Genomic DNA, 22,202 nt, shown 5'->3' with positions numbered 1-22,202 from the left:
TCGCCATGGGCGAGTACGGAATCTACATCGTCGTTTTCTTCGCGGTTCTGATGTTCTCCGCCGTTACTTCGGAGCTGGTGTTTCGCCGACGCGAGGTCGGCGTCCGATTATCGGAGACGACCGCAAAGGCAGGTGGCGACGATCTCCAGCTCGGGGATAGCACGCTTGCCGATCTGGGTGAGGCGGAGAACCGCCTGATCCGCCGCTACTTCGAAATTACCCGGCGGGACCAAAATGCCAATTCCACACAGAACCGGCTGATCCGGGCCGGATATTTCGGAGCAAGAGCAGTTACCGTGTTTCAGGTGGTGCGTGCGCTCCTCTGCGCCGTGGTCATGGTCGCGGCGGCTTGGGCTTTGGATCGTTTCGCTCCGCAGATGTCCAGGCTTGCGATCCTGCTCGTCGCGATGATTGCGACCGGCGTCACCTTCGTGCTGGTGAACATCCACATTGACCGGCGCGGCGACGCCAAGGAGCGGGAATACCGGCGGCTGTTCCCGGATTTCATGGACATGCTGATCGTCTGCCTGGATGCGGGAATGAGCATCGAGGCGGCAGCGAACCGTGTCGCTCGGGAGTTCGTCCAGAAACGTCAGGATTTTGGTCTGCATTTGTCGATCATGATGCTGGAGGTACGCGGTGGCCGCCGACTGCGCGAAGCTCTGACCAATCTTGCAACGCGCCTGAGGATCGACGAAGCGCGCGCGCTTGCCGTGCTCTTCCGCCAGTCGGAGGAGCTTGGAACCAGCGTCACCCTGACGCTGCGCGTCTACAGCAAGGAAATGCGTGATCTTCGCACCGTGCGCGCCGAAGAGAAGGCCAATGCCCTGCCGATCAAGATGCTGTTGCCGCTCGGCGCCTTCCTGTTTCCCGTCAGTCTTATCATCGTGCTCGTTCCCATCGTCCTTCGCGTCCTCGGCATTCTCACCGGCTTGAAGCCTGGTGGATAGGTAAGAGTGAGGTCCCATGCAGTATTCGCCCAGCCAGAATCGTGAAGACTTCGCCGTCGCGCTTGACCCGCGCATGCCGGTGGCGCCGTTGAGCCTTGAAGAGTCCGGGCTTGAATTGTCGTTCCTGTTGCGGCTCGCTGCCAAATGTGCAACCGAGCAGGATACCGTTACCGCTTCGCACCTTGCCGAACGGATGAAGCTGTCGAAAGTACTGACAAATCTCCTCATAAAGGATTTGGTGAAGCTGTCCTATCTCGAAGCGAGGGGGCTCGCGGGAGAGGACGTCAAGTCCGACATCCGCTACGCGCTTTCAATGAAGGGCCTCGACTACGCGCAGGCGGCAGCACGGCAGTCGGAATATGTCGGCCCGGCCCCCGTGTCTCTTGATGCCTTCTGCCGCCAGATCGGCTTGCAGTCGATTCACCACGAACGCGTCACCTATGAGCGGTTAGTCCGGAGTCTGGAAGGGCTGGTGCTGTCGCCGGCGTTGGTCGAGAAGCTTGGGCCGGCCGTAAATTCGGGCCGCTCCATCCTGCTCTATGGCCCACCGGGCAATGGCAAGACAAGCATCGCCGAGCGGACCTCGGAGCTTTTCTTGCAGACGATCTGGGTGCCCTATGCCATTGAGGTCGGCGGTTATGTCATCAGCTTCTATGACGAGGCGACGCATCAGCCAGTGAGGGAACCGGCGGTCAGGTCGCATTCGAAGGCCGATCAGCGATGGGTGGAATGCCGGCGGCCGGTCATCAAGACCGGTGGCGAGCTCACCCTGGATCTACTCGACCTGACCTATAGCCCAGGATCCCATGTCTACGAAGCTCCGGTGCATCTGAAGGCATCAGGCGGAGTCTTCATCATCGACGATTTTGGGCGCCAGCAGGACCGGCCACAGGCGCTCATCAACCGTTGGATCGTGCCGCTCGAGCGGGGCTACGATTTCCTGACATTGCATACCGGTAAAAAGTTCAAGGTGCCGTTCGATGAGCTTGTCGTCTTCTCGACCAACATAGCGCCGCGAGAGCTCTCCGACGAAGCCGGCCTGCGGCGCCTCAAATATAAGATATATGTGAATAACCCTTCGCGGGATGAATATGTACGTATCTTCGAGTCCTATGCCCGCGAGGCCGCGATAGACTTGGTGAGCGGTGATTTGCACCTGTTTTACGAACGAAAATACGAGGGGGATACGCCGGCGTCCTGCTACCATCCCAAATACCTCCTGGATTTCATCTCCTCCTATTGCGAGTTCAACGACATGCCGAAGGTCGCCTCGCTGGAGATGCTGGACCGGGCTTGGGGAGGGGTGTTCACATTGGACTAAAGCCGGGGCTGATGCGGGCACACGATGGGATGTCATTAAGAGATGTCTGAAATATTGATGCAAACCGATCATGAGTTCGGCAACGTGGAACGCCGGAAGTGAACGTGGCCCAAGGGGATTTGGGGTTTCGGGAAACACAGAGAGCTTGGGCTGACCCGGCTTCGTGACGGAGGAATTCGATGACGCATATTTCGAATGTCGAGGTCGACATCAAGCCCGACGCTGCATTGCGGCGCAACGAGCACGCTGCCAAGGAGCCAAGCCGTTCGGGGAGCACGCCGATCATCGCACTGGCCCTTATTCTGCTACCGCTCAACACGGGTATTTTGCTCTACACGGCCAAGAATGCTGCAGACGTCCGCGAGAGCCGAGAAAGCCTTTCCGCCCTCAAGCGCTCGATCGATGGCTTGAAGCAGCAGATTAGCAAACAGGCCGCGAACATCGCCAACGGCGCCAAGGCCGACGACATGGCGGCCGTTCGAAAGACTGTCGAGGAGCTGCAAAAGGATGTCGCCGATCTCGATGACCGCATGAGCCCGAGTATGTTTGCCTCCAGCGGCAGCATGATCATCAGCGCGCCTGGAAAGGAAGTGGCCCAGCGCCTGGCGCCGTCATCCTATTCGGTCTCCGCTCCGGAAAACGCCGTTGACGATGTCTTGGCCGCGGCCGATCCTCAGGGCGGTTCCATCGCGAACTTGCCGCGCTACGAACGGTCTGTCTCGGCGGATGGCAAGCTTGTGCTGAGAAAGGTGCGGTAGGGCCGAACTCGTCTTGAAATAGGTTCTCTCCCGCAAATTGCTTTACGCGGCGTTGCTATGGTGGCGGTTCGTTGTTGTCTTGCGCCGTGTGTCTTCTCGCGCTCCAGCGGCACTGCTGCGTTGTTCAAGTCGGAACGGAAGCTCACCGCCGGCGCCATACGCCGGCAGACCCGCATGGGTGGTGTCGGCGGCTTACCGCTGCGCGTATTTGACGCTGTTCTTCATCAGCTCGAGGTTCCTGGCCGTCGTCTCGTTCGTCGGATCGAGTTCGTATGCTTTCAGGAAGTAGTTGCGGGCCCCGGGCAGGTCGCCGCGCAGCAAGTGGGAATAGCCAATATTGTTGTAGTAGACGGCCGTACCACCAATCATTCTGGAGAGTTGCGCGTAGGCGCGGTCGGATGTGTCGAAGCGGGCGATCATGTCGGAAGAGGCGGCAAAGCCCAACCATGCGGCAGGGTCTTGCGGAAAGACGTCAACGGCCCGCTTGTAGATCGCGTAAGACTTCCCGTAGTTCTTCTCTTGAAACTGGAGCTTGCCTTTGGTCACCAGTTCATCGTCCTTGTAGAAGGCGACCGCCGATTCATCGTTGAGAGTTTTGGCGCTATCGCCGAAGGCGGCCAAATCGTCCAGCGCGTCCGTTTGGCATCCGGCCAGCATCAGCCCCCCAACGAGCAAAAGCATAACGCGTCCTGACTTGCTCCGAGACATTACCATTGGTCCCCCCAATTTCGGGTATCCTAGCCTCGCCCACGGATGGGCTCATTGAAAATCTTGCTGAAAAATAGCTAATAAAGAGAGAATTGAAATTACGAGTCGCATTAAAGAGACACATGCCGGCGAGCTCGAAGCTCCGTTGTTCGCTCCGGTCTTGTCGGCACGATAGCGGTCTGCTTGATGACGACAAATGCGGGGCGGCGCGAGTAACAAAAGGACCGAATCTCATCAAGAGGTAGCGGCATGGCGGCAAGCCTCAATTAAGCGTCATCTAATATTTTCTTGCTCGGCGCGTGCAGGAGATAGGAATCGAAACATGCGAACCTCGGTAATGACGGTCATTCGGCTTGGGCCTTGCGCGGTCTACGGCGCTGCAGCCCTCTCCCTTGTCAGCGTGGCGCTGGTCGCAAACGCCCCGTCCAGCGCACTCGCCTGGGGCATGTATATGACGATGGTGCCCTCGACGCGCAGACTCGTACTCGCCCTCGTCTCCGCTCCGGATCCGGCATTCTGGGGCGCGGTCGCGATGCTCATCATCGGCGCTGCGGTCGGTGCCTATCTTGCTGTGCGCCCGGAACGATATCTGCGACTGCGCTTCGTTCACGCGCATGTCGCGCTCATCGCCTCAGGGCTTGCGGTGACCCAGATCTCAGGAAGCGGCGCAGGGCTTGCCAGCACTTTATTCTCTCAGCTTCCGGCCAGTAGCTGGTCGGTCGTGCTGAGATCGCCGATAGGGCTCGTCCTGCTTGTGCTTGTATTTCTGGCGTGCCTCAACGCCCATGCGGCGATCATCAAGCGCATTCGTGTTTAACTCCCGTCGAGTTCGGAGAGCGTCGTTGTGGTCGATCCCTGGCAAGGCTGACGGTCCTTTTTCAGCTTGGATGCAGGCGGGTCTGCCTGGCATAAGCGCAAGCTCGGCCATCGCAAATCTGATGTTACATGCCCCAGCCGGACGAGCTCGTTTGCGGGGTGGCGGGTTGATCAAGGCGCACGACTAGGGGAAGGCCCGGTTAGCGCTGTCTACTTGAACAGGACCACCCATCCGGCGCGAACGCCACTCCGTCGGGTTCATGCCGGTCACGCGCCGGAATTCACGATTGAAATTGGATTTCGTCAGGAAGCCTACGTCGTAGACGATCGTGGTGACGGCGATATCGGCTTTTTCGAGAAGCCGGCAGGCCTCCGCGATCCGGAAATCGTTGACATATTGCGAGAGGTTCTTGCCGCAAACGCTGTTGACGGCCTTCGACAGGTGGCGGGCGGGAATGCCGGCCCTGCGCGCCAGGCGGCTAAGGTTGAGCTCATGGTCGCGGTAAAGTCCTTGCGTCTGCATCAGTTGCGCCAGGCGCGCAACGATATGGGTGTCGTCGTCCGATGCCGGCGCCGGCTCCACGGCTTCGGGCTCGCACGGGGTCGGAGCTCGGGATGCGATCGCAGCCCCGACCCCGAGCAAAAGCACGAGGGGGATCGTCGCAACGGTCACGATCGTGGCGGCATACGAACCGTCGAACACGCGCAGGTCCAATGCGATCAAACTGTCCGCGATGACCGCAATCAACAGCGTCGCAGCCATGATCTGCAGCGACCGATGAACGAGAGGGGCATCGTCGAAACGCGCAAGGTCGAGCGCGTCCGAGCCCCCCGATGCGAGATGTCCAAGCGCGACCGCATAACAAGCAAAAATGGCGATGAGGGTCAGATCGAGCCATTGTGGTGAGGCGACGGCAAGGACTGTCACCAGCAGCGGCGGCAGAATGTGCGGCCAGAAACGATAGGCGGATCTGTTGCCCGGCTCGGCGACGAAGGTTGCGAAACAGACCCAGGCCATGGGGCCGACGGCAGAGGCAAGAATGGCCTGGGCCGGCAAGACACGTTCGATCCCATAGCCCCAGCGCACGCCGATGACCGTCGCAAGAACGCAAAGCAGCAGGACCAATATCCGGAAATGCCGGCTGGCAGCCTGCTCACGAAGGCTCATCTGTACCAAAAGAACGAGCAGCAGCAGCGCCGCGACGAACGGCAACGGAACGAAGAGCATCGAGTCGGTCCTGTTTTGCGGCCACTATTGACCAGATCGTGATCGGAGACGACCTCGAACATGATCTTGGTCTCGATTGCGCAACCGTCATGTCAACGTCCCCGGCGTCATTTCAATCGGGCCAACTCCATGATCTCGTTCAGACCGTTTTTCCTGCTTCTTCTTCAGGTTACACTTGTCATATCTTCGGCCGCCTGTGCGAGCGTCGGCTTCCAGGAGGTTGAAGTTTCCGATCCTCTCGATCGTCCTGTCCATGCAGCGATCTGGTATCCATCGAACGAAGCGCCTCGGTTGCAGGCACTCGGCGATTATTCCCAGACCGTTACCGCCGACGGTCCCGTCGTTGGCAAGCGACTACCCCTGGTGGTCCTCTCGCACGGCACGGGTGGCAGCGCCTACGGCCATCACGATACAGCCTTCGCGCTGGCCGAAGCCGGGTTTGTCGTTGTCGCCCTTTCGCATTCCGGCGACAACTATGCCGACATGCGCCACTACGCCACCCGCAGACAGCTGACCGAGCGGCCGCGGCATATATCGCTGATCATCGACTACATGCTGCAGACCTGGCCGCAGCGTGCTACAATCGATCCGGATCGTGTCGGCATTTTCGGGTTCTCCATTGGCGGCTTCACGTCGCTCGTCGCCCTGGGTGGCAAGCCTGAGCTTTCCGGTCTGATCGACCAATGTGTGGCGTTTCCGCAAAGATGGGTCTGCCGCGAGTTCGGCGGGGCAGACAGTATCGCCCGGAGCTTCGGCGCTGCGCCGCTGGACGTCGTTCGCGATGAACGGCTGAAGGCGGCCTTCGTCGCCGCCCCGGCGATGCCGGCCCTGTTCCTGCCTGACGGTCTGCGCGAGGTGCAAAAGCCGGTGGCACTCTGGGCGGCGGAGCTGGATCACATCGTGCCAGCGGAGCCGGACTTCGCAATCGTGAAGGGCGGGTTGCCGGTCATGCCAGTATCTCATATCGAGCCTGGCGCCGGACATTACTCATTCCTCGCGCCTTGCACAAAGAGCCAGCTGGCGGCGTTGCACGAAATCTGCACCGATACACCCGGGTTCGATCGGGCAGCATTTCATGCGCGCCTAAATGCAGCCATCGTCGCCTTCTTCCGCCGAAATCTTTAGCTCAGGCTGGTGTGCTCGTTGCCCGAGGCAAGATTCGCCGCCATTCGTTTTGAAACGGCAGCCCGAACAGATCAATCAGCGCCTCCTCGGTTGCCACTGGATCCAGCCAACGACGATCGACCTGTCCATTGCGATGGCGGACCGTCAGCCTATTCCCGAGCAGCACGTTTCGTGCTTCCAGCGTCGTCAAGGCCACAAGCAGTTGCTGGCGGAAATGGGAGTGTGGATGGGTCGAGGCGCCGGCGTTTGCGATATCGTATTCTTCGTCGGCGCAGATTCTCGTCGAAACCTCGTAGACCGGTGACCACTTTGCGGCGAGCAGTACCTTGAGCAAAAAGCCTTCCGGTGTAGCGGTCAAACGAAACATCTCATGCGTCGTCGGTTGTGGCGCTGCGACGTCAAAGCGCAAGGGAAGTGTTGGAACGCAGCTGCCGAAGCCGACGTCGACAAGATAGGCTACTCCGTCAATAACGACGCGGAGCGCCATATGTGACCAGGCCGGCGGCGGAGCGGTTCTTTCCCGCATCCAAAGGACGCGGGCAATCAGCGGCTCTGCCACGTAGCCGAGCGATAACAGGACCCTTTGAAACAGTCCGTTGTGCTCGAAGCAGTATCCGCCGCGCCGGCGCGCGATCAGTTTGACATCGACGGCTGCGGGCGACAGATCGATCCCGTGTCCCAGAAGGACGTCTATGGCTTCGAACGGAATCGTCGCGACATGGTGCGCAATAATCGCCCGAAGGTTCGCAAGATCCGGTGAGCGCGGCCCGCCGTAGCCAATGCGCGCGAAGTATTGGTCGAGGTCGACGGGAACAGCAGATCTCGGCATGTCAAAGGCTCCGGTATAGTGCGTCGCGTAGGTCGATCGTAAACCGGCCGATCATGCCTTCGAACGCGGTGTTGGTGAGCGCAACGATGGAAAGGCGTCGATCCGGATCGATGAACCATTTGTGCCCATAGGCTCCGTCCCATTGCAGCGTGCCCGGACTTTGGGGACTTCCGGCGTCTTCAGGAGAGGCAAGGATCGCGCCTCCAAAGCCGAATTCCCAGCCCGGTCCCGCGGCTGCGCCTGCAGTCTTCGCCTGCATTTCAAACATTGAACGGGCGGTCTCGCCTTTCAAGATGGGCGTACCACCCGTTCTGAGACATTCGAGAAGGCGCAGGATATCGCCGGCCGTGCCGGCCATGCCGGCGCCGCTTGAAGGAAAAGCTTGGGTGTTGAAAATCCGCACGGGGGAGAACCTGACCGGATTGCCGAAGAACGGAATGGCATCGTCATCCGCCAATCGCCGTGGTCGCGGTGTCCCGTCGCCGTAGTGTGTAACAAGCCGGCTGCGATCGACAACCGAGAATGCCGTATCCTCCATCTGCAGCGGACCGGTCACCAGCGTCGCCACCGCGTCTGAAAGCGTACGTTCCGTCGCACGCTCGATGACGGCACCGAGAACGTCGAGGCTCATCGAGTAGCCCCAGCCCTCTCCGGGCGGATAGGCGAGCGGGACGGCGTTCAATTTCCGAATGAGGTCGGAAAGATCGTCATTGGTGTTGTCGAGCCCGGTGCTGATGGCGAGCCTCCGATAGGGGCCGTCACCTCGTTCCATGAAGGCGTAGCTGAGCCCGGCGCTGTGCGTCAGCAGATGGCGCAGGGTAACGCGCGGCAGACTTCCGTCCGACAGGCGCGGCGAGAAGTCGGGCAACCATGTCGATACCGCATCGTCGAGATGCATCACGCCTTTGTCGATCAATGCCAGGGCGGCCGCCGTTACGATCGGCTTTGTGACGGATGAGAGCAGGAAGATGCTCTCGAGTTGCATCCGGCGCCCTGCCTCTCGATCGGCAAAGCCGGCAGCGCGCTGGTAGGTGAGGCTGCCGTCGATGGAAACCAGGACGACGGTGCCGACGATCCGCTCTTGCGTCAAAGCGTCGTCGATCGCCTTATCAATCGCGGCCCGCAATTGCGGCAGCGGCGTTCGTTTCAGTTCGGTTGACGTCAGTCCGCCCATTGATTTTCTCCCGTCAGCGCCCCGGTCTTTGCCGACAGGGCCTCGCATCGATGGAAACGGCTCGGCGTGGACGAGTCGATTGCCTGCCTGCGTATGGGAGGCATACGCCGCTACAGGAGGACGCGGTCGCAAGCGTAGGCTACACAACCACCGCAGTTTCAGCGTGGAGGTCGGTCGATGAATGCACTTGAACAGAGATATTCCGGAAAGGTCGCGCTGGTCGCCGGCGCAAGTAAGGGCATAGGCGCGGCCACCGCCAGGGCATTTGCGAAGGAAGGCGCGGCCGTCGTGCTGCTTGCCCGCTCGAAACAGGCGATCGATGAAGTCGCAGGTTCGATCCGCGAGCGGGGCGGGGAGGCGTTGGCGATCCAGGCGGATGTTGGTGACGAGCGCGCGATGAAACGCGCCCTGGACAGCGCCCTTGAGCGGTATGGACGACTGGACGCTGCCTTTAACAATGCGACCGACGGCGGTATGCCGGCGCCCCTTGCCGATCTCGATATCGAGGCATTCGATCGCAGCATGCGAACCAATATTCGTGGCACCTTCATTGGTATGCGCCACCAGATCGCAGCCATGTTACACAACGGCGGTGGCGCGATCGCCAACATGGCCTCCGTTGCCGGGGTGAACGGGACATCAGGTCTTTCGGCCTATGTCGCGGGAAAGGCCGGCATTATCGGCCTTACGAAGGCTGCGGCGCTCGACTACGCCGATCAGGGGATCCGCATAAACGTCGTCGCCCCGGGGCCGATCCTGACCCATCATCTCGAAGCCGCAGGCGCGCAGGTACAGCAGCAAGCCGCCCTTTCGACGCCGATGCGCCGTCTTGGCACGGTCGAGGAGGTTGCGGCGGCCGTGCTCTGGCTTTGTTCCGAGCAGGCAAGTTACATCACCGGCGCGGTGCTTCCCATCGACGGGGGAATGACGGCAGGCACCAAGCTGTCTATGAATTATCGCCGGGATCAGCCACCTCGGCTGGCGGTGGATTGACGGATTTTGCGGCGCCGGCTTCGGGTCCGTCGTAGCGTGCAGGCGCAAATTTGGGATGGAGATAGCCGTATGGACTGGGAAGAACTGCGTCTTGTTCAGGTGCTCGCCCGCCACGGCTCCCTAAGTGCGGCCGCCCGCAGTCTTGGCACCACGCAGCCGACGCTCAGTCGTCGCCTTGACGCCTTCGAGACAAAATGCGGCCATAAGCTCTTCGAAAGGCATTCGAACGGGCTGATGCCGACTGTCGCATGCCAGTCCATCCTGTCGATTCTCGATCAGATGGAGGCGAGTGCCCTGGCAGTAGAGCGCCGCTTTGCGGCGCAGGAGGAAGGGCTGCAGGGAACAGTTACCGTGACTACCCTCGACTGGCTGGGCGACTATGTCATCGCGCCCATTCTGGCGAAGTTCGCCGCCGACCATCCGGGCATCACCATCAATCTCATCAACGATAGCAGGCGCTTCAACCTGTCCCGGCGAGACGCTGATATCGCCTTCCGGTTTGGCGGCTTCGACCAGAAGGACATCGTTGAATGGAAGGTGGCGGAGATTCGCTATGGGTTGTTCGCATCGCGCGACTACATCGAGCGTTTCGGAAAGCCGGCAGCCGGGGATAGCACGGCGCATTCCATCGTCGAACTCGCCGAGGCGCCCGTACGCGTATCGCTCTCCACGTGGCTGAAGGAGATCCTTCCGGACGCAAGGGTGATCCTGCGGACAAATTCGATACGCTCACAACTGAGTGCGGTGGAGGCGGGTGTAGCGGTTGCCACGCTTCCGTTCTTTCTGGCCGCCGATCGACTGGGATTGCTTGCCGTGGATACAGGGAACTCTCCACCGACATTGCCACTCGTGATCGGCGTTCATAGCGACATGCGCCGCATACCTCGTATCCGAAAACTCATTGACTTTGCTGTCTCCGAGTTCGTCGGCCTTCGATCACGGCTCAGTCCTGCAAGGCCATAGCTATGGACAGCGTCGGGGCGACAGCGACAGTGGAGCAAATGAACACATGGCCTAGCCTCTCGTTAGCGAGAGGTTCATCGGCTCAAGCTACATTTGGCGCTGAATACCGGGTCGAATTCAAATTTGATTTTGGAGGGTTGTGATGGCGGTCGATTTCCAGGGCAGCTACATTGATAGAGCGGCCCTCGTCATTATGCACTATCAAGTCGACGTGTTCGCAATCCTTTTCGGGGAGCAACCATCGCCGTTGTTGGGGCAGTGTAACGCACTGATCCGGCGCTGGCGCGCCACTGGTCGACCGTTGCTATTTCCCAACTTTTCGCTAGGCGAAGGGTATGAACATGCACCGCCGGCGGAAAACCGCCAAATCTCACCGTATCTACCGACCGGACGATTTCGTACTGGTCTGCCCGTCGAAGGTCTTGCGGTCGAACGGGGTGACCTTTTCTATGCATGTCCGCGAGCCAGCGTCTTCTATGGCACATCGCTTGACGCCGACCTTCGGACGCGCGGCGTAAGCACGCTGGTAATGGCTGGGATAAGCACCACCGGCGTTGTTCTTTCAAGCGTCGCCTGGGCCAGTGATGCGGACTACGCTGTGCACCTAGTCCAGGACTGCTGCTATGACCCGGATCAGGATGCGCACGAAGCTCTGTTTCGTTCCGGGTTCGGCGGGCGCGTACAAGTCGTGTGACGCGGTATGCGGGTCAGTGACAGTCTACAGCGCCGCGCGTCTTATTAGACGCGCAAACGTCGCTGTAGCACTTTGAATTGCTGCATGTTTTCATCCTTAAATCGAATACGATTGAAGGAAACATGCAGTAGCGGAATGGGCGCGCGAACCGAAGCGCCCGCGGCGTTATCGCACCAACAGCGCGTCAACGAGATAGGGATCGGATCAATCGGACAACATCAGGGCGGGCGGTAACAACGTGCCGCATAAACAGGCCGGAGACATGACTGCACCCGACCCGCAAAGCTCAAACAGTAGCCATCCGGTGAAGGCCGCTATGATCTCGCCTGATGGAATGCCCACGTTCAGCGAACGCGCTGTTGAGCCGGATCGGCGGATTTGGGTGGGAAGCAGCTTGTCCGCCGCTCTGGACGGGAACGGACAAGTCGCCATTAAGGGTCGCTATTTAAGCGGCAGGAAGAGCTCTGCCATCGCCGCATGTTCAGGTGCTTCCGGAAAGAAGGTGAGGCGCTGGCAATACAGCGGGAAATCCCTCGCTTCCTCGCCACTGGCCGGCAGCCAATCGCGGTAGAGGTAAAGCGCGGCAGGCTCCAGATCATCAGTATTGCCGACGACTTTCAACACGGCGCAACGGCCGCCGGGGATTATGCCCGCTTCAATCTGCTCTCCGTTCGTCTTGATCGGCTGATCAGTGCTGACACAAAGGTCCAGCCGATACTCGTCCGCCGACGTCACGCGCGGATCGGAATGGAAGATGTTGAAAGTCAGACTGGTCTTCGGATTCAGGCCAGTGGCTTTGCGCCATGCTATAAAGCGTTTGATCGTGTCGCCGATCCTTACCGGATCACCTTGATGTTTCATGATCGCGACAGAGGTCGGAGACACCTCGCGGATTTCGACGTCATTGGCTGCAAATGTCCTTTGCATGAGCTTGCTCCTTGCTTGGTTGAGAGGCCCGAGGGCGGCAAGCCATGGTTCCCAATCGGGAGATTTCCTGAACTGCGAAGGCGACTGGGTGAACCGTTGCCGAAATGCGCGAGCAAAGGCGTCAGGAGCTTCGTAGCCGGCATCCATCGCTATCTCGGTCACGCTGTCTGCGTCCCTGTAGGCCAGCCTGTAGGATGCTCGCTTCATGCGGACGAGTTGGATATAGCGATGCACGGACAGCCCAAAGGCCGCCGCGAACTGCCGATGGAAATGATACTTGGAGAAGGCGGCCACGCGGCTCAACTCATCCAGGTCCAGATTGCAGTCAAAATGCTGATCGATGTGATCTAGGACCCGTTGCATCCGTGCATGGTAGTTTCGAAGCGTAGTCGTCATCATCCTGTCCTTACCGTGGCACGACCAAATAGCCCCACACAAGTGCTGTGCGCTCGACCGATCTTGCGGATTATCAGGCTCGGCTGCTCGGTAACAACGTTGGCCTATGAGGTAGCCATCCGCCTGAGCGGCCAGCCCCGTCGGCGTCCCAGAGGTAGATGCTCCAACCTGCTGATTGACATGTCAGCGATGTGAGCAAGCACATCGGCCAGCCAAGCTTGCGGATCGATGTCGTTGAACTTGGCAGTCATGATCAAGGTTGCCATGAAGGGCCTGCGATCGGGACGGCAAAGAGCCGCGACTTTCGGCCAAGCCGCGCAATGCCCGCTCGGCGGCGCGACCCCAATGTTTTTTGATCATCAGTGCGCCCCTTTTTCCCGTACTCCGATCAACCTGATGGGCCGCTCGGTTGTTTCATGCTTTTGGACAGTGGACTCGCTGTTCAGATAGGGTGCGAAGATGGCTGGCCGATGTTATTGTTAGCAAGCAGCGCCTTGATTCGCTCGGCGTCAGCGCCTGTGAGATGGATAAGTAGTGAAGGCAGCCAATTTCGGGAACAAACCCGGGCCTAATTTCGTTGAAAATGAAGTGGTCGTAGCAGAAGCGTAGGACTTCGGGCGACCGCAGGAGGCTTCCATGAGAGCCAATGACGGCGATGTTTTCGACCTCTTTTCGCAGACTTACGCAAGCGGAGTGCAAGAGAAGTTAAGTCTGCAGGAATATCTCCTCGCCTGTCGCGACGACAGGAGCATGTACGCCACGGCGCCGGAGCGCATGGTGGCTGCCATCGGCGAGCCGCAGTTGATAGACACGAGCGCGGATGAGCGCCTCGGCCGGATTTTCGCTAACCGCACCATCAAGATCTACCCCTCCTTTGCGGACTTCTATGGAATGGAGGATACGATCGAGCGGATCGTCGGATATTTCCGATATGCCGCGCAGGGGCTCGAGGAACGCAAGCAGATCCTTTACCTCTTGGGGCCGGTGGGTGGCGGCAAGTCGTCGCTTGCCGAACGTCTCAAGAAGCTGATGGAGCAGCAGCCGATCTACACGCTGGCCATCGACGGTAAGATAAGTCCGGTCTTTGAATCACCCCTTGGCCTGTTCGACCGCGATCGCATGGGGGATCTGCTCGAAGACAAATACGGCATTGCGAAGAGGCGGCTCACCGACTTGGTATCGCCTTGGGCAACCAAGCGGTTGGACGAAATCGGCGGCGACATTTCGAAGTTCAGCGTCGTCAAACTCACGCCCTCGCGGCTGCGCCAGATCGCCATTGCCAAGACGGAACCGGGCGACGAGAACAACCAGGATATTTCCGCGCTCGTCGGCAAGGTCGATATCCGCCAGCTCGAGAATTTCAGCCAGGCCGATCCCGACGCCTATTCCTATAGCGGCGGGCTCAACAGGACTACGCAAGGGCTGCTCGAATTCGTCGAAATGTTCAAGGCGCCGATCAAGGTTCTGCATCCGCTGCTGACAGCCACGCAGGAAGGAAGCTACAACGGCACGGAGAACTTCGGCGCCTTCCCCTACCAGGGTGTCGTGCTTGCCCATTCCAACGAGTCCGAATGGCTGCAATTCAAGCACAACAAGAACAACGAGGCCTTTCTCGACCGGATTCTGGTCGTCAAGGTTCCCTATTGCCTGCGCGTCACGGAGGAACGGCTGATCTATGAAAAGCTGCTTCGCGAGAGCGAGTTGTCCGAGAGCCCATGTGCGCCCGAGGTGCTGGAGAACCTTAGCCGCTTCACGGTGGCGACGCGCCTCGCTCTACACGAGAACTCGCCGTCCTACACGAAGATGCGGGTCTATGACGGCGAAAACCTGAAGGATACCGATCCCAAGGCGAAGTCCCTGCAGGAATATCGCGATGCCGCGGGCGTCGATGAGGGCATGACCGGCGTCAGTACCCGCTTTGCCTTCAAGGTGCTGTCGGAGACCTTCAACTACGACACCAAGGAAGTCGCGGCCGATCCGGTTCATCTGATGTATATCCTGGAACAGGCCATCCGGCGGGAGCAGTTTCCCAAGGAGACCGAAGCGAACTATCTCGATTTCATCCGCTCGGAGCTCGCCGCTCGTTATGCCGAGTTCATCGGTCACGAAATCCAGAAGGCTTATCTCGAATCCTATAGCGAATATGGTCAGAACCTGTTCGACCGCTATATCTCTTACGCGGATGCCTGGCTCGAAGATCAGGACTTCAAGGATCCTGATACGGGTCAGATCCTAAATCGCAACGTTCTCGACGGCGAGCTGTCGCAGATCGAAAAGCCTGCAGGGATCGCAAACCCCAAGGATTTCCGCAACGAAGTCGTAAAGTTTACCCTGCGCGCCCGCGCCAGAAACAACGGGCGCAACCCCGCTTGGACAAGCTACGAAAAGCTCCGGGAAGTGATCGAGAAGCGCATGTTCGGCCAGGTCGAGGACCTTTTGCCGGTCATCAGCTTCGGCTCGAAGAAGGACAGCGTGACCGAGAAGCAGCACGCTGAATTCGTGGAACGCATGACCGAACGCGGCTACACCGAGCGTCAGGTGCGGCGGCTCGTCGACTGGTATATGCGCGTCAACAAGGCCGGTTGACGATGCGTAAGCGGGGGATGGGCACATGCCGAATTTCATCGATCGCCGGCTGAACCCCAAGGACAGGAGTCTCGGCAACAGGCAGCGCTTTTTAAAGCGGGTCCATGAGGAATTGAAGCGCACGATAAGGGATCAGGTAAAGTCGGACAGGATCATCGATGTGGACGCCGCCCACGGCGTTCCGATCCCGAAGCGTGGTGCGGACGAACCCAGCTTCCAGCATTCGCGCAACAGCGGCGAGCGGCACTATGTCCTGCCCGGAAACGAGACCTTCTCGCCCGGAGACCGACTTAGGAAGCCGGAATCAGGCGGCGGCGGAGGGGTCGGCGGCCCCGGACGGGGCGAAAACACGGACGACTTTGTCTTCGTGCTGTCGCGCGAGGAAGTGCTCGATCTTTTCTTCGAAGATCTGGAGCTTCCGGACATGGTGAAGCTGAACCTGCGGGAAACCGTCAGCTACAAGTCCCATCGCGTCGGTTTCTCGACTGTGGGCACGCCCAGCAATATCAATGTCGGGCGAACGATGCGCAACAGCTTCGGGCGGCGCATGGCCCTGCGTCGCCCGAGCGAGAGGGAATTGCAGGCGCTTGCCGACGAGCTCGCGGCACTGGAACGGGAGGAGCAACCGTCCCCGCAGCAGCGCCACAGGCTCTGGCATCTGCGCGAAGAACTGGAAGTGCTCGAACGGCGGCGGCGGCGTATCGCCTATGTCGATCCCGTCGACGTGCGGTTCAACCGTTTCGAACGTCAGCCTCTGCCGAATGCGAGCGCGGTGATGTTCTGTCTGATGGACGTCTCCGCCTCGATGGGGGAGCGCGAGAAGGATCTTGCCAAGCGCTTCTTCGTTCTCTTGCATCTGTTTCTCAAGCGTCGGTACGAGCGGATCGACATCGTGTTCATCCGCCACACGGATGAGGCGCGGGAAGTTGACGAGGAGACGTTCTTTTTCAGCAAGCAGAGCGGCGGCACGGTCGTTTCGACGGCGCTTGAGGAAATGCTCCGGGTCATCGAGGAGCGCTATCCCTCGAATCTCTGGAATATATATGCGGCCCAAGCCTCCGACGGCGACAATGCCAACGGCGACTCGGAGCGGTGCGCCGAACTTCTGCGGGAATCGCTCATGCGTCTGTGCCAGTATTACGCCTATGTCGAGATCATAGACGAGCGCGAGAGCGGAATATTCGGGTCGACGGACAACGGCACCTCACTCTGGCGCGCCTACCGCACGGTCGACAGCGCGGTACCCAATTTCCAGATGACGCGCGTCGCAATGCCCGCCGACATCTACCCGGTCTTCCGCAAACTCTTTGCCCGGCATCAACCTGTTCAACTGCGCAGGTGAGGGGGCGATCGAATGGCAAGACGGCCAGCCTCCACCCTGCTGTTCGACGGTTCGGAATGGAACTTCGCGACGCTTTCGCGTGCCTATGATGCGATCGAGGCGATTGCGATCGGTGAGATGGGACTGGACGTCTATCCGAACCAGATCGAGATCATCTCCTCTGAACAGATGCTCGACGCCTATTCGTCCGTCGGCATGCCGCTGATGTATCAGCACTGGTCGTTTGGCAAGCGCTTCGTTTTCGAAAGTCAACTCTATCAAAAGGGCTATCGCGGGTTGGCCTATGAACTCGTGATCAACTCCAATCCCTGCATCACCTATCTCATGGAAGAAAACACGATGCCGATGCAGGCGCTGGTCACCGCGCATGCGGCCTTCGGCCACAATCACTTCTTCAAGAACAACTATCTGTTCCGCCAATGGACGGATGCCGGCGCGATCCTCGGCTACATGGACTTCGCCAAGAAGTACATCGCCAAATGCGAGGAGCGGCATGGTCTCAGTGCGGTGGAGGAGATACTCGATTCGGCGCATGCCCTGATGGATCACGGCGTATTCCACTATCGCCGTCCCCCCCGGCTCTCATCGGAAAAGGAGACGGCGCGGGCCCGGGAGCGGCTGGAATATGAAGAGCAGACCTATAGCGATTTATGGCGCACGCTGCCGACGGCAAGCGGAACATCCGGCATCGAGGAGGCGGAGCGCGAGGCTTCTGAACGGAAGAAGGCGCTTAACCTTCCCGAGGAGAATCTGCTCTACTTCCTCGAGAAGCACAGTCTGATCCTTGAGCCCTGGCAGCGGGAAATCTTGAGGATTGTTCGCGTTATCGCGCAATATTTCTATCCGCAAAGTCAGACCAAAGTGATGAACGAGGGATGCGCGACCTTCGTCCACTATTCCATTATCAATAGACTGTTCGACCAGGGCAAGGTCAGTGAAGGCGCAATGTTGGAGTTGCTGGCGAGCCACGCCAATGTCGTTTTTCAGCCGGGCTTCGACGATTCCCGCTTCTCGGGTATCAACCCTTACGCGCTGGGCTTTGCTATGATGCAGGATATCGAACGCATCTGCACCATGCCGACGCAAGAGGATCGGGACTGGTTTCCCACCATATCCGGCAACGGTGACCCACTGGGCACGCTGATCGGCGCGTGGGAGAACCACCGCGACGAGTCCTTCATCCTGCAATATCTGAGCCCGGCGCTGATCCGCAAATTCCGCCTGTTTCGTCTCTCTGACCGCGCGGCCAACAAATTTTGTGAAGTCACCTCCATCCATAACGAGCAGGGGTACGCTGCCGTGCGTGCCGGGCTCGCTCGGAACTATGACCCGGTGGCCAATAGACCGGACATACAGGTGGTCGATGTCGATCTGCTGGGAGATCGGCAGCTTCGACTGAAGCACGTCATCAAGAACGGCATTCTGCTGGAGGAAAGCAATCGGGACGCGACACTCGCGCATATAAGCCGGCTTTGGGGATATGAAGTGAGCCTGGCAGGCATCGATGCGTCGACCAGTAAGGTCCTGTTTGAGTGCTCTTCCACAGGAGCGTGACCGCAAGCGAGCGGCGCCAGAGCGGGACCTTTCACTCTACCGGCCGGTGCTTGTTGTTGAAGCTGAAGTGACTGATTACGCCCAAGAAAAATTATAACTCCCACGAAGGGCAATGCTGAAGAACAGGCTGCCCGCCATCGCCGCCGCCAAGAAGTGGCGCCGGAGCTTGACGGTCACAAAAACCCGCATCGAGATACAAGTGAGCGCCGACGCCGAACGGCGTGCCTGTCAAGCATCAGGAGAAGTCCGCACGTTGGAAATGACTCGCGTTCTCCCCAGCTTGAGCGTTAACTGTGTTGTTCTGGCGGGGAGGAGGCAATCCATGGCCATGTATCTCACGCGTTTCAGCTACACGCCCGAGACTTGGGCGCGCATGATCGAAAACCCTGAGGATCGTCGCGAGGCGGCACGCACCTATATCGAATCCGTCGGCGGAAAGCTCCATGGGTTCTGGTATGCCTTCGGCGAGCGTGATGGTTGGAATCTGTGGGAGGCCCCTGATAACGTATCGATGGCGGCTGTCGCGCTTGCGATCGGTGCAGGCGGTGCGCTCAGCTCTATGGAGACCACTGTCCTCCTCAGCGTCGAAGATACGCTGGACGCTTTGCAAAAGGCAAAGTCGATTCGGTATCGTCCACCGGCTGCGTAGGTGCCGGCCCACTGCTTCTGTCGGCCGTTCAATCAAGGCCGACAAGTGCGCAACGGCAACAGATCTTTGAGAACACGAACCTACCACGTCAACGACTGCAGGCGATGGCGGAGGACAGCCGCCGCCAAACCCAGCACCGAGGAACCGCAAGACTCTGACACAAACGCCGATCTTGGTGCAATCGCTGCGCCAAATCAACGATACCGCCACTTACGGGACGTCCGAATGCACTCTCGATCGCCCGGTCATGGCCCACCCCGCTCGTTCTGGCTACCGGTTCAAAGGGCAGCGTTCCACCCGTAGCGGCAGTTCCGGCATATCAGGACAGAGGGCCTTTTTGGGTAACAGGAGCCAACCGTCTCTCAGCAAAACACCCGAAGGTGAATTGGGGGATCGCTTGAGTCGGCCCCCACAACCAACAATCTTCCGAGCTTCACGGCGCCCGGTCCCGTGGACATGCCCGGTATGGGCACCACGCTCTGTTCCTAAGGTGCCAGATTCCTTTTTGCGCAACAGCAGGGCACGACAGTTTCCGATCAGCGGCTGGAATCGGACATTGCGGACAGTATGCCACCAGCAGCAGTTCGGCGGCACGGCCGGCGAGCGATGTGCGTCGGTTTCAAAGGAGTTTGCGCATCGGTGATGCCTTCCACTCCAGAGGTCAGTGCTCCTTCGCGAGGACACTAAAGACGGGGCTCGCGAGATGCCGCTGCACACCAGGGCGCGGCAGCCCCGCCTAGATCTGCGGCGGCCCGACCTTCACCGTCAGCTTGTCAATCGTTCCGGTGAAGCGAAACGGCACCTGGTAGTCCTTGTCGTCAATGGGCGAGCGGGTGTCGATGCCCACGTCGAAGGATTCGTCGATCGTCGCCACGAAGGGGATGGTGTGCGCGATCGCCTGCTTGGCGACCTCGACGCCATCGACACTCAGGACGCCGGTGCCACCCTTACCGAAACCAGGTCCCTCATAGGTGAAATCGAAGACGATGGTGTGTTTGCCCGGCGTCAATGCATCCGTGCCTTCCCAGCGGAACCGCTCCAATGCCAGCAGATTGTAGGTGAAGACCGGCTTGCCCTTCACCAGATAGAGGCCGTAGCCGCCAAAGCGGCCGCCGAGAGTGTTGATCATGCCTTCGCCGCCACCCTCCGGGACCTCGATCTCGGCTGTGATGGTGTAGGACCGGGTCAGCGGACTGGGGGCAGCCGATGGCGGCAGGCCCGAGAGCTCGCCGGCGTAGGTGAACGTGTTCCGGCCCGCGGTGGTGCTCGGCTGTTGGCCAAAGCGCGTGGCAACCGAGTTGTCGAGAGGGAACACCTGATACTTCGCAGCCTCTACCAGGAACAGATCCTGCAACTCCTTGAGCTTGGCAGGCTCCTTGGCGGCAAGATCGTCGAACTGCGAGAAGTCCTTGGTGAGATCGTAGAGCTCCCAATTGTAGCCATCGATCACATTGGGCAGCTTGCCGAGCCCGAGCAGCCAGGGAGCCGCTGGTGGCGTGGTGGAGGCGATCCAGCCGTCATGGTAAACCGCACGGTTGCCGAACATCTCGAAATACTGGGTCTTGCGGGCGGAGGGTACGTCCTTGGCCCCCTTCGACCATGTATAGGCCATGCTGACGCCCTCGATCGGCTTTTGGGCAATACCGTTCACCGTTTGTGGCGCCTTGATGCCAGAGGCCTCCAGAATCGTCGGAACGATGTCGATCATATGGTGGAACTGGCCGCGGATGCCGCCCTTGTCGGTGATGTGGCCCGGCCAGGACATTGCCATGCCCTGGCGGGTGCCGCCGAAATGCGAGGCGATCTGCTTGGTCCACTTGAAGGGCGTGTCAAAGGCCCAGGACCAGGCGACCGACATATGCGGCGTCGTCACGTCGGATCCCCAGGCGTCATAAAACTTCAACTGATCCGCGACCGGCATGTTGATCCCCTGGATCGCCGCCAAATCGAAGGCCGTGCCGAGGGTCGAGCCCTCGGCGCTGGTGCCGTTGTCGCCCTCAATGTAGATAATCAGGGTATTATCGAGCTTGCCCTGGTTGCGGACCTCGTCGATCACCCGGCCGATCTCATGGTCGGCATAGGCGACATACGCGGCGAAGACCTCGGCCTGGCGGGCGAACATCTTCTTGTCGTCGGGGGTGAGCGTGTCCCACTCCGGCAGGTCGTCCGGCCAGGGGGTCAACTGGGTGTTCTCGGGGATGACGCCGAGCCGCTTCTGGTTGGCGAAGATCTGGTCGCGCAGGGCGTTCCAGCCCATGTCGAACTTGCCCTTGAACTTGTCGATCCATTCCTTAGTCGGATGGTGCGGAGCGTGGGTCGCGCCCGGCGCGTAGTAGAGGAAAAACGGCTTCTCAGGCGTCGCGGCATCGACCTCGCGCAGGTAGTTGATGGCGTCGTCGGCCATGCCAGTGATCAGGTTAAAGCTGGGCTTGTCGTTCCATGGGAAGATTTGGGTGTGGTTGCGGAAGAGCCAAGGTACCCACTGGTTGGATTCGCCGCCCATGAAGCCGTAAAAATAGTCGAAGCCCATGCCCGAGGGCCATTGATCGAACGGACCCGAGGTCGAATAGGTATAAGTGGGGGTGTTGTGGTTCTTGCCGAACCACGAGGTGGCGTAGCCATGGTTCTTGAGGATCGAGCCGATCGTGGCGTTATCTGGCCTGATGATTGAATCATAGCCCGGAAAACCAGTGGCTTGCTCGGCAATGACGCCGAAGCCCGACGAATGGTGGTTACGACCGGTGATCAGCGCGGCGCGACTGGGCGAGCAGAGCGCGGTGGAGTGGAACTGCGTGAAGCGCAGCCCATCTGCCGCGATCTGATCCAGCGTCGGTGTCGGGATGACACCTCCGAAGGTTCCCGAGACGCCGTAGCCCGCGTCGTCGGTTATGATCAGAAGCACGTTCGGCGCACCTTTCGGCGGCACTACGATGGGCGGCCACCAGGGCGTCGACTCCTGGGCGTCCAAGTTGATGGTCCCGCCGAACGCCGGTGGCGCGGCTGGCAGCGACTGGCCGTCGATCGTCGAAGTGGCGCTGGGTGATCCAGGGACCCCGGTGACATTTTGGGCTGCAGCGGGAAAGACCGAAAAACAACTAGCGGCGAGCACCGCGAGGTAAACGCGCGTTTTCATCGTTCAATGCTCCCTGTTGGGCCATGGCCAAAAACGGGTAGGCGGGCGATCCCTTC

General features: G+C 59.7%; 18 protein-coding genes and 1 pseudogene. 12 read left to right on the top strand and 7 right to left on the bottom strand.

What is annotated here, in order from left to right:
- Positions 1-5: 5 nt before the first annotated feature.
- The 3 genes from BKP54_RS02255 (at position 6) to BKP54_RS02245 (ending at position 3,029) form a co-directional block, all read left to right on the top strand.
- A complete protein-coding gene (locus BKP54_RS02255) occupies positions 6-950 on the top strand; it encodes a type II secretion system F family protein (RefSeq protein WP_084814160.1) in 945 nt (314 codons plus the stop codon).
- 16 nt (positions 951-966) lie between these two features.
- Entirely contained in the window at positions 967-2,271 is a 1,305-nt protein-coding gene (locus BKP54_RS02250; RefSeq protein WP_084814159.1) for an AAA family ATPase, read from the top strand.
- Positions 2,272-2,450: 179 nt separating this feature from the next.
- A complete protein-coding gene (locus BKP54_RS02245) occupies positions 2,451-3,029 on the top strand; it encodes a hypothetical protein (protein ID WP_084814158.1) in 579 nt (192 codons plus the stop codon).
- Positions 3,030-3,221: 192 nt separating this feature from the next.
- On the opposite strand, the gene BKP54_RS02240 is transcribed toward BKP54_RS02245, so the two are convergent.
- Positions 3,222-3,743 carry a tetratricopeptide repeat protein gene (locus BKP54_RS02240; protein WP_084814157.1) on the bottom strand — a complete coding sequence of 174 codons (522 nt, stop codon included), beginning with the start codon at positions 3,741-3,743 and terminating at the stop codon, positions 3,222-3,224.
- A gap of 316 nt (positions 3,744-4,059) precedes the next feature.
- Here BKP54_RS02240 and BKP54_RS02235 point away from each other — a divergent pair, with 316 nt between their 5' ends.
- On the top strand, positions 4,060-4,554 hold the full coding sequence (locus tag BKP54_RS02235; protein ID WP_128090356.1) for a hypothetical protein: 495 nt from the start codon (positions 4,060-4,062) through the stop codon (positions 4,552-4,554).
- Positions 4,555-4,737: 183 nt separating this feature from the next.
- Here BKP54_RS02235 and BKP54_RS02230 read toward each other — a convergent pair whose 3' ends face one another.
- Positions 4,738-5,781: an AraC family transcriptional regulator gene (locus BKP54_RS02230; RefSeq protein WP_084814155.1), complete on the bottom strand. Its 1,044-nt coding sequence runs from the start codon at positions 5,779-5,781 to the stop codon at positions 4,738-4,740.
- Positions 5,782-5,910: 129 nt separating this feature from the next.
- On the opposite strand from BKP54_RS02230, the gene BKP54_RS02225 reads away from it, so the two are divergent.
- On the top strand, positions 5,911-6,906 hold the full coding sequence (locus BKP54_RS02225) for a prolyl oligopeptidase family serine peptidase (protein ID WP_084814154.1): 996 nt from the start codon (positions 5,911-5,913) through the stop codon (positions 6,904-6,906).
- Position 6,907: 1 nt separating this feature from the next.
- Here BKP54_RS02225 and BKP54_RS02220 read toward each other — a convergent pair whose 3' ends face one another.
- Complete coding sequence (locus BKP54_RS02220; protein WP_084814153.1) at positions 6,908-7,735, bottom strand: arylamine N-acetyltransferase; 828 nt, start codon at positions 7,733-7,735, stop codon at positions 6,908-6,910.
- Between the two features lies 1 nt (position 7,736).
- The gene (locus BKP54_RS02215; protein WP_084814152.1) at positions 7,737-8,909 is read right to left on the bottom strand and encodes a serine hydrolase domain-containing protein; all 1,173 of its coding nucleotides are present in this window, start codon (positions 8,907-8,909) and stop codon (positions 7,737-7,739) included.
- A gap of 177 nt (positions 8,910-9,086) precedes the next feature.
- On the opposite strand from BKP54_RS02215, the gene BKP54_RS02210 reads away from it, so the two are divergent.
- The 3 genes from BKP54_RS02210 to BKP54_RS02200 all read left to right on the top strand — a co-directional run bounded on the left by BKP54_RS02210 (position 9,087) and on the right by BKP54_RS02200 (position 11,559).
- The gene (locus BKP54_RS02210) at positions 9,087-9,902 is read left to right on the top strand and encodes a glucose 1-dehydrogenase (protein ID WP_084814151.1); all 816 of its coding nucleotides are present in this window, start codon (positions 9,087-9,089) and stop codon (positions 9,900-9,902) included.
- Positions 9,903-9,938: 36 nt separating this feature from the next.
- Positions 9,939-10,865, top strand: coding sequence for a LysR family transcriptional regulator (locus BKP54_RS02205; RefSeq protein WP_128090354.1), 927 nt, complete (start codon positions 9,939-9,941; stop codon positions 10,863-10,865).
- A gap of 142 nt (positions 10,866-11,007) precedes the next feature.
- A complete protein-coding gene (locus tag BKP54_RS02200) occupies positions 11,008-11,559 on the top strand; it encodes an isochorismatase family protein (RefSeq protein WP_084814149.1) in 552 nt (183 codons plus the stop codon).
- 441 nt (positions 11,560-12,000) lie between these two features.
- Here the strand turns inward: BKP54_RS02200 and BKP54_RS02195 are convergent, their stop codons facing one another.
- Together BKP54_RS02195 and BKP54_RS02190 are read right to left on the bottom strand one after the other, a co-directional pair.
- Positions 12,001-12,882 carry an AraC family transcriptional regulator gene (locus BKP54_RS02195; protein WP_084814148.1) on the bottom strand — a complete coding sequence of 294 codons (882 nt, stop codon included), beginning with the start codon at positions 12,880-12,882 and terminating at the stop codon, positions 12,001-12,003.
- A gap of 104 nt (positions 12,883-12,986) precedes the next feature.
- A pseudogene (locus tag BKP54_RS02190) lies at positions 12,987-13,148 on the bottom strand (transposase domain-containing protein); the annotation flags it as partial.
- Positions 13,149-13,518: 370 nt separating this feature from the next.
- Here BKP54_RS02190 and BKP54_RS02185 point away from each other — a divergent pair.
- From BKP54_RS02185 to BKP54_RS02170, 4 genes are all read left to right on the top strand, one after another.
- Positions 13,519-15,468 carry a PrkA family serine protein kinase gene (locus BKP54_RS02185; protein WP_057206879.1) on the top strand — a complete coding sequence of 650 codons (1,950 nt, stop codon included), beginning with the start codon at positions 13,519-13,521 and terminating at the stop codon, positions 15,466-15,468.
- 25 nt (positions 15,469-15,493) lie between these two features.
- Positions 15,494-16,810: a YeaH/YhbH family protein gene (locus BKP54_RS02180; RefSeq protein WP_084814147.1), complete on the top strand. Its 1,317-nt coding sequence runs from the start codon at positions 15,494-15,496 to the stop codon at positions 16,808-16,810.
- 12 nt (positions 16,811-16,822) lie between these two features.
- The gene (locus BKP54_RS02175) at positions 16,823-18,364 is read left to right on the top strand and encodes a SpoVR family protein (protein WP_084814146.1); all 1,542 of its coding nucleotides are present in this window, start codon (positions 16,823-16,825) and stop codon (positions 18,362-18,364) included.
- A 322-nt stretch (positions 18,365-18,686) separates the two neighbouring features.
- Positions 18,687-19,013 (top strand): GYD domain-containing protein, encoded by a 327-nt coding sequence (locus tag BKP54_RS02170; protein ID WP_084814145.1) that lies wholly within the window; start codon positions 18,687-18,689, stop codon positions 19,011-19,013.
- A 736-nt stretch (positions 19,014-19,749) separates the two neighbouring features.
- Here the strand turns inward: BKP54_RS02170 and BKP54_RS02165 are convergent.
- A complete protein-coding gene (locus tag BKP54_RS02165; protein WP_084814144.1) occupies positions 19,750-22,146 on the bottom strand; it encodes an arylsulfatase in 2,397 nt (798 codons plus the stop codon).
- Positions 22,147-22,202: the final 56 nt, after the last annotated feature.

It is taken from the genome of Ensifer sp. 1H6 (genome assembly GCF_001976035.1).
Taxonomy (GTDB): domain Bacteria; phylum Pseudomonadota; class Alphaproteobacteria; order Rhizobiales; family Rhizobiaceae; genus Ensifer; species Ensifer canadensis.
This window is presented reverse-complemented; position numbering and strand designations above follow the sequence as displayed.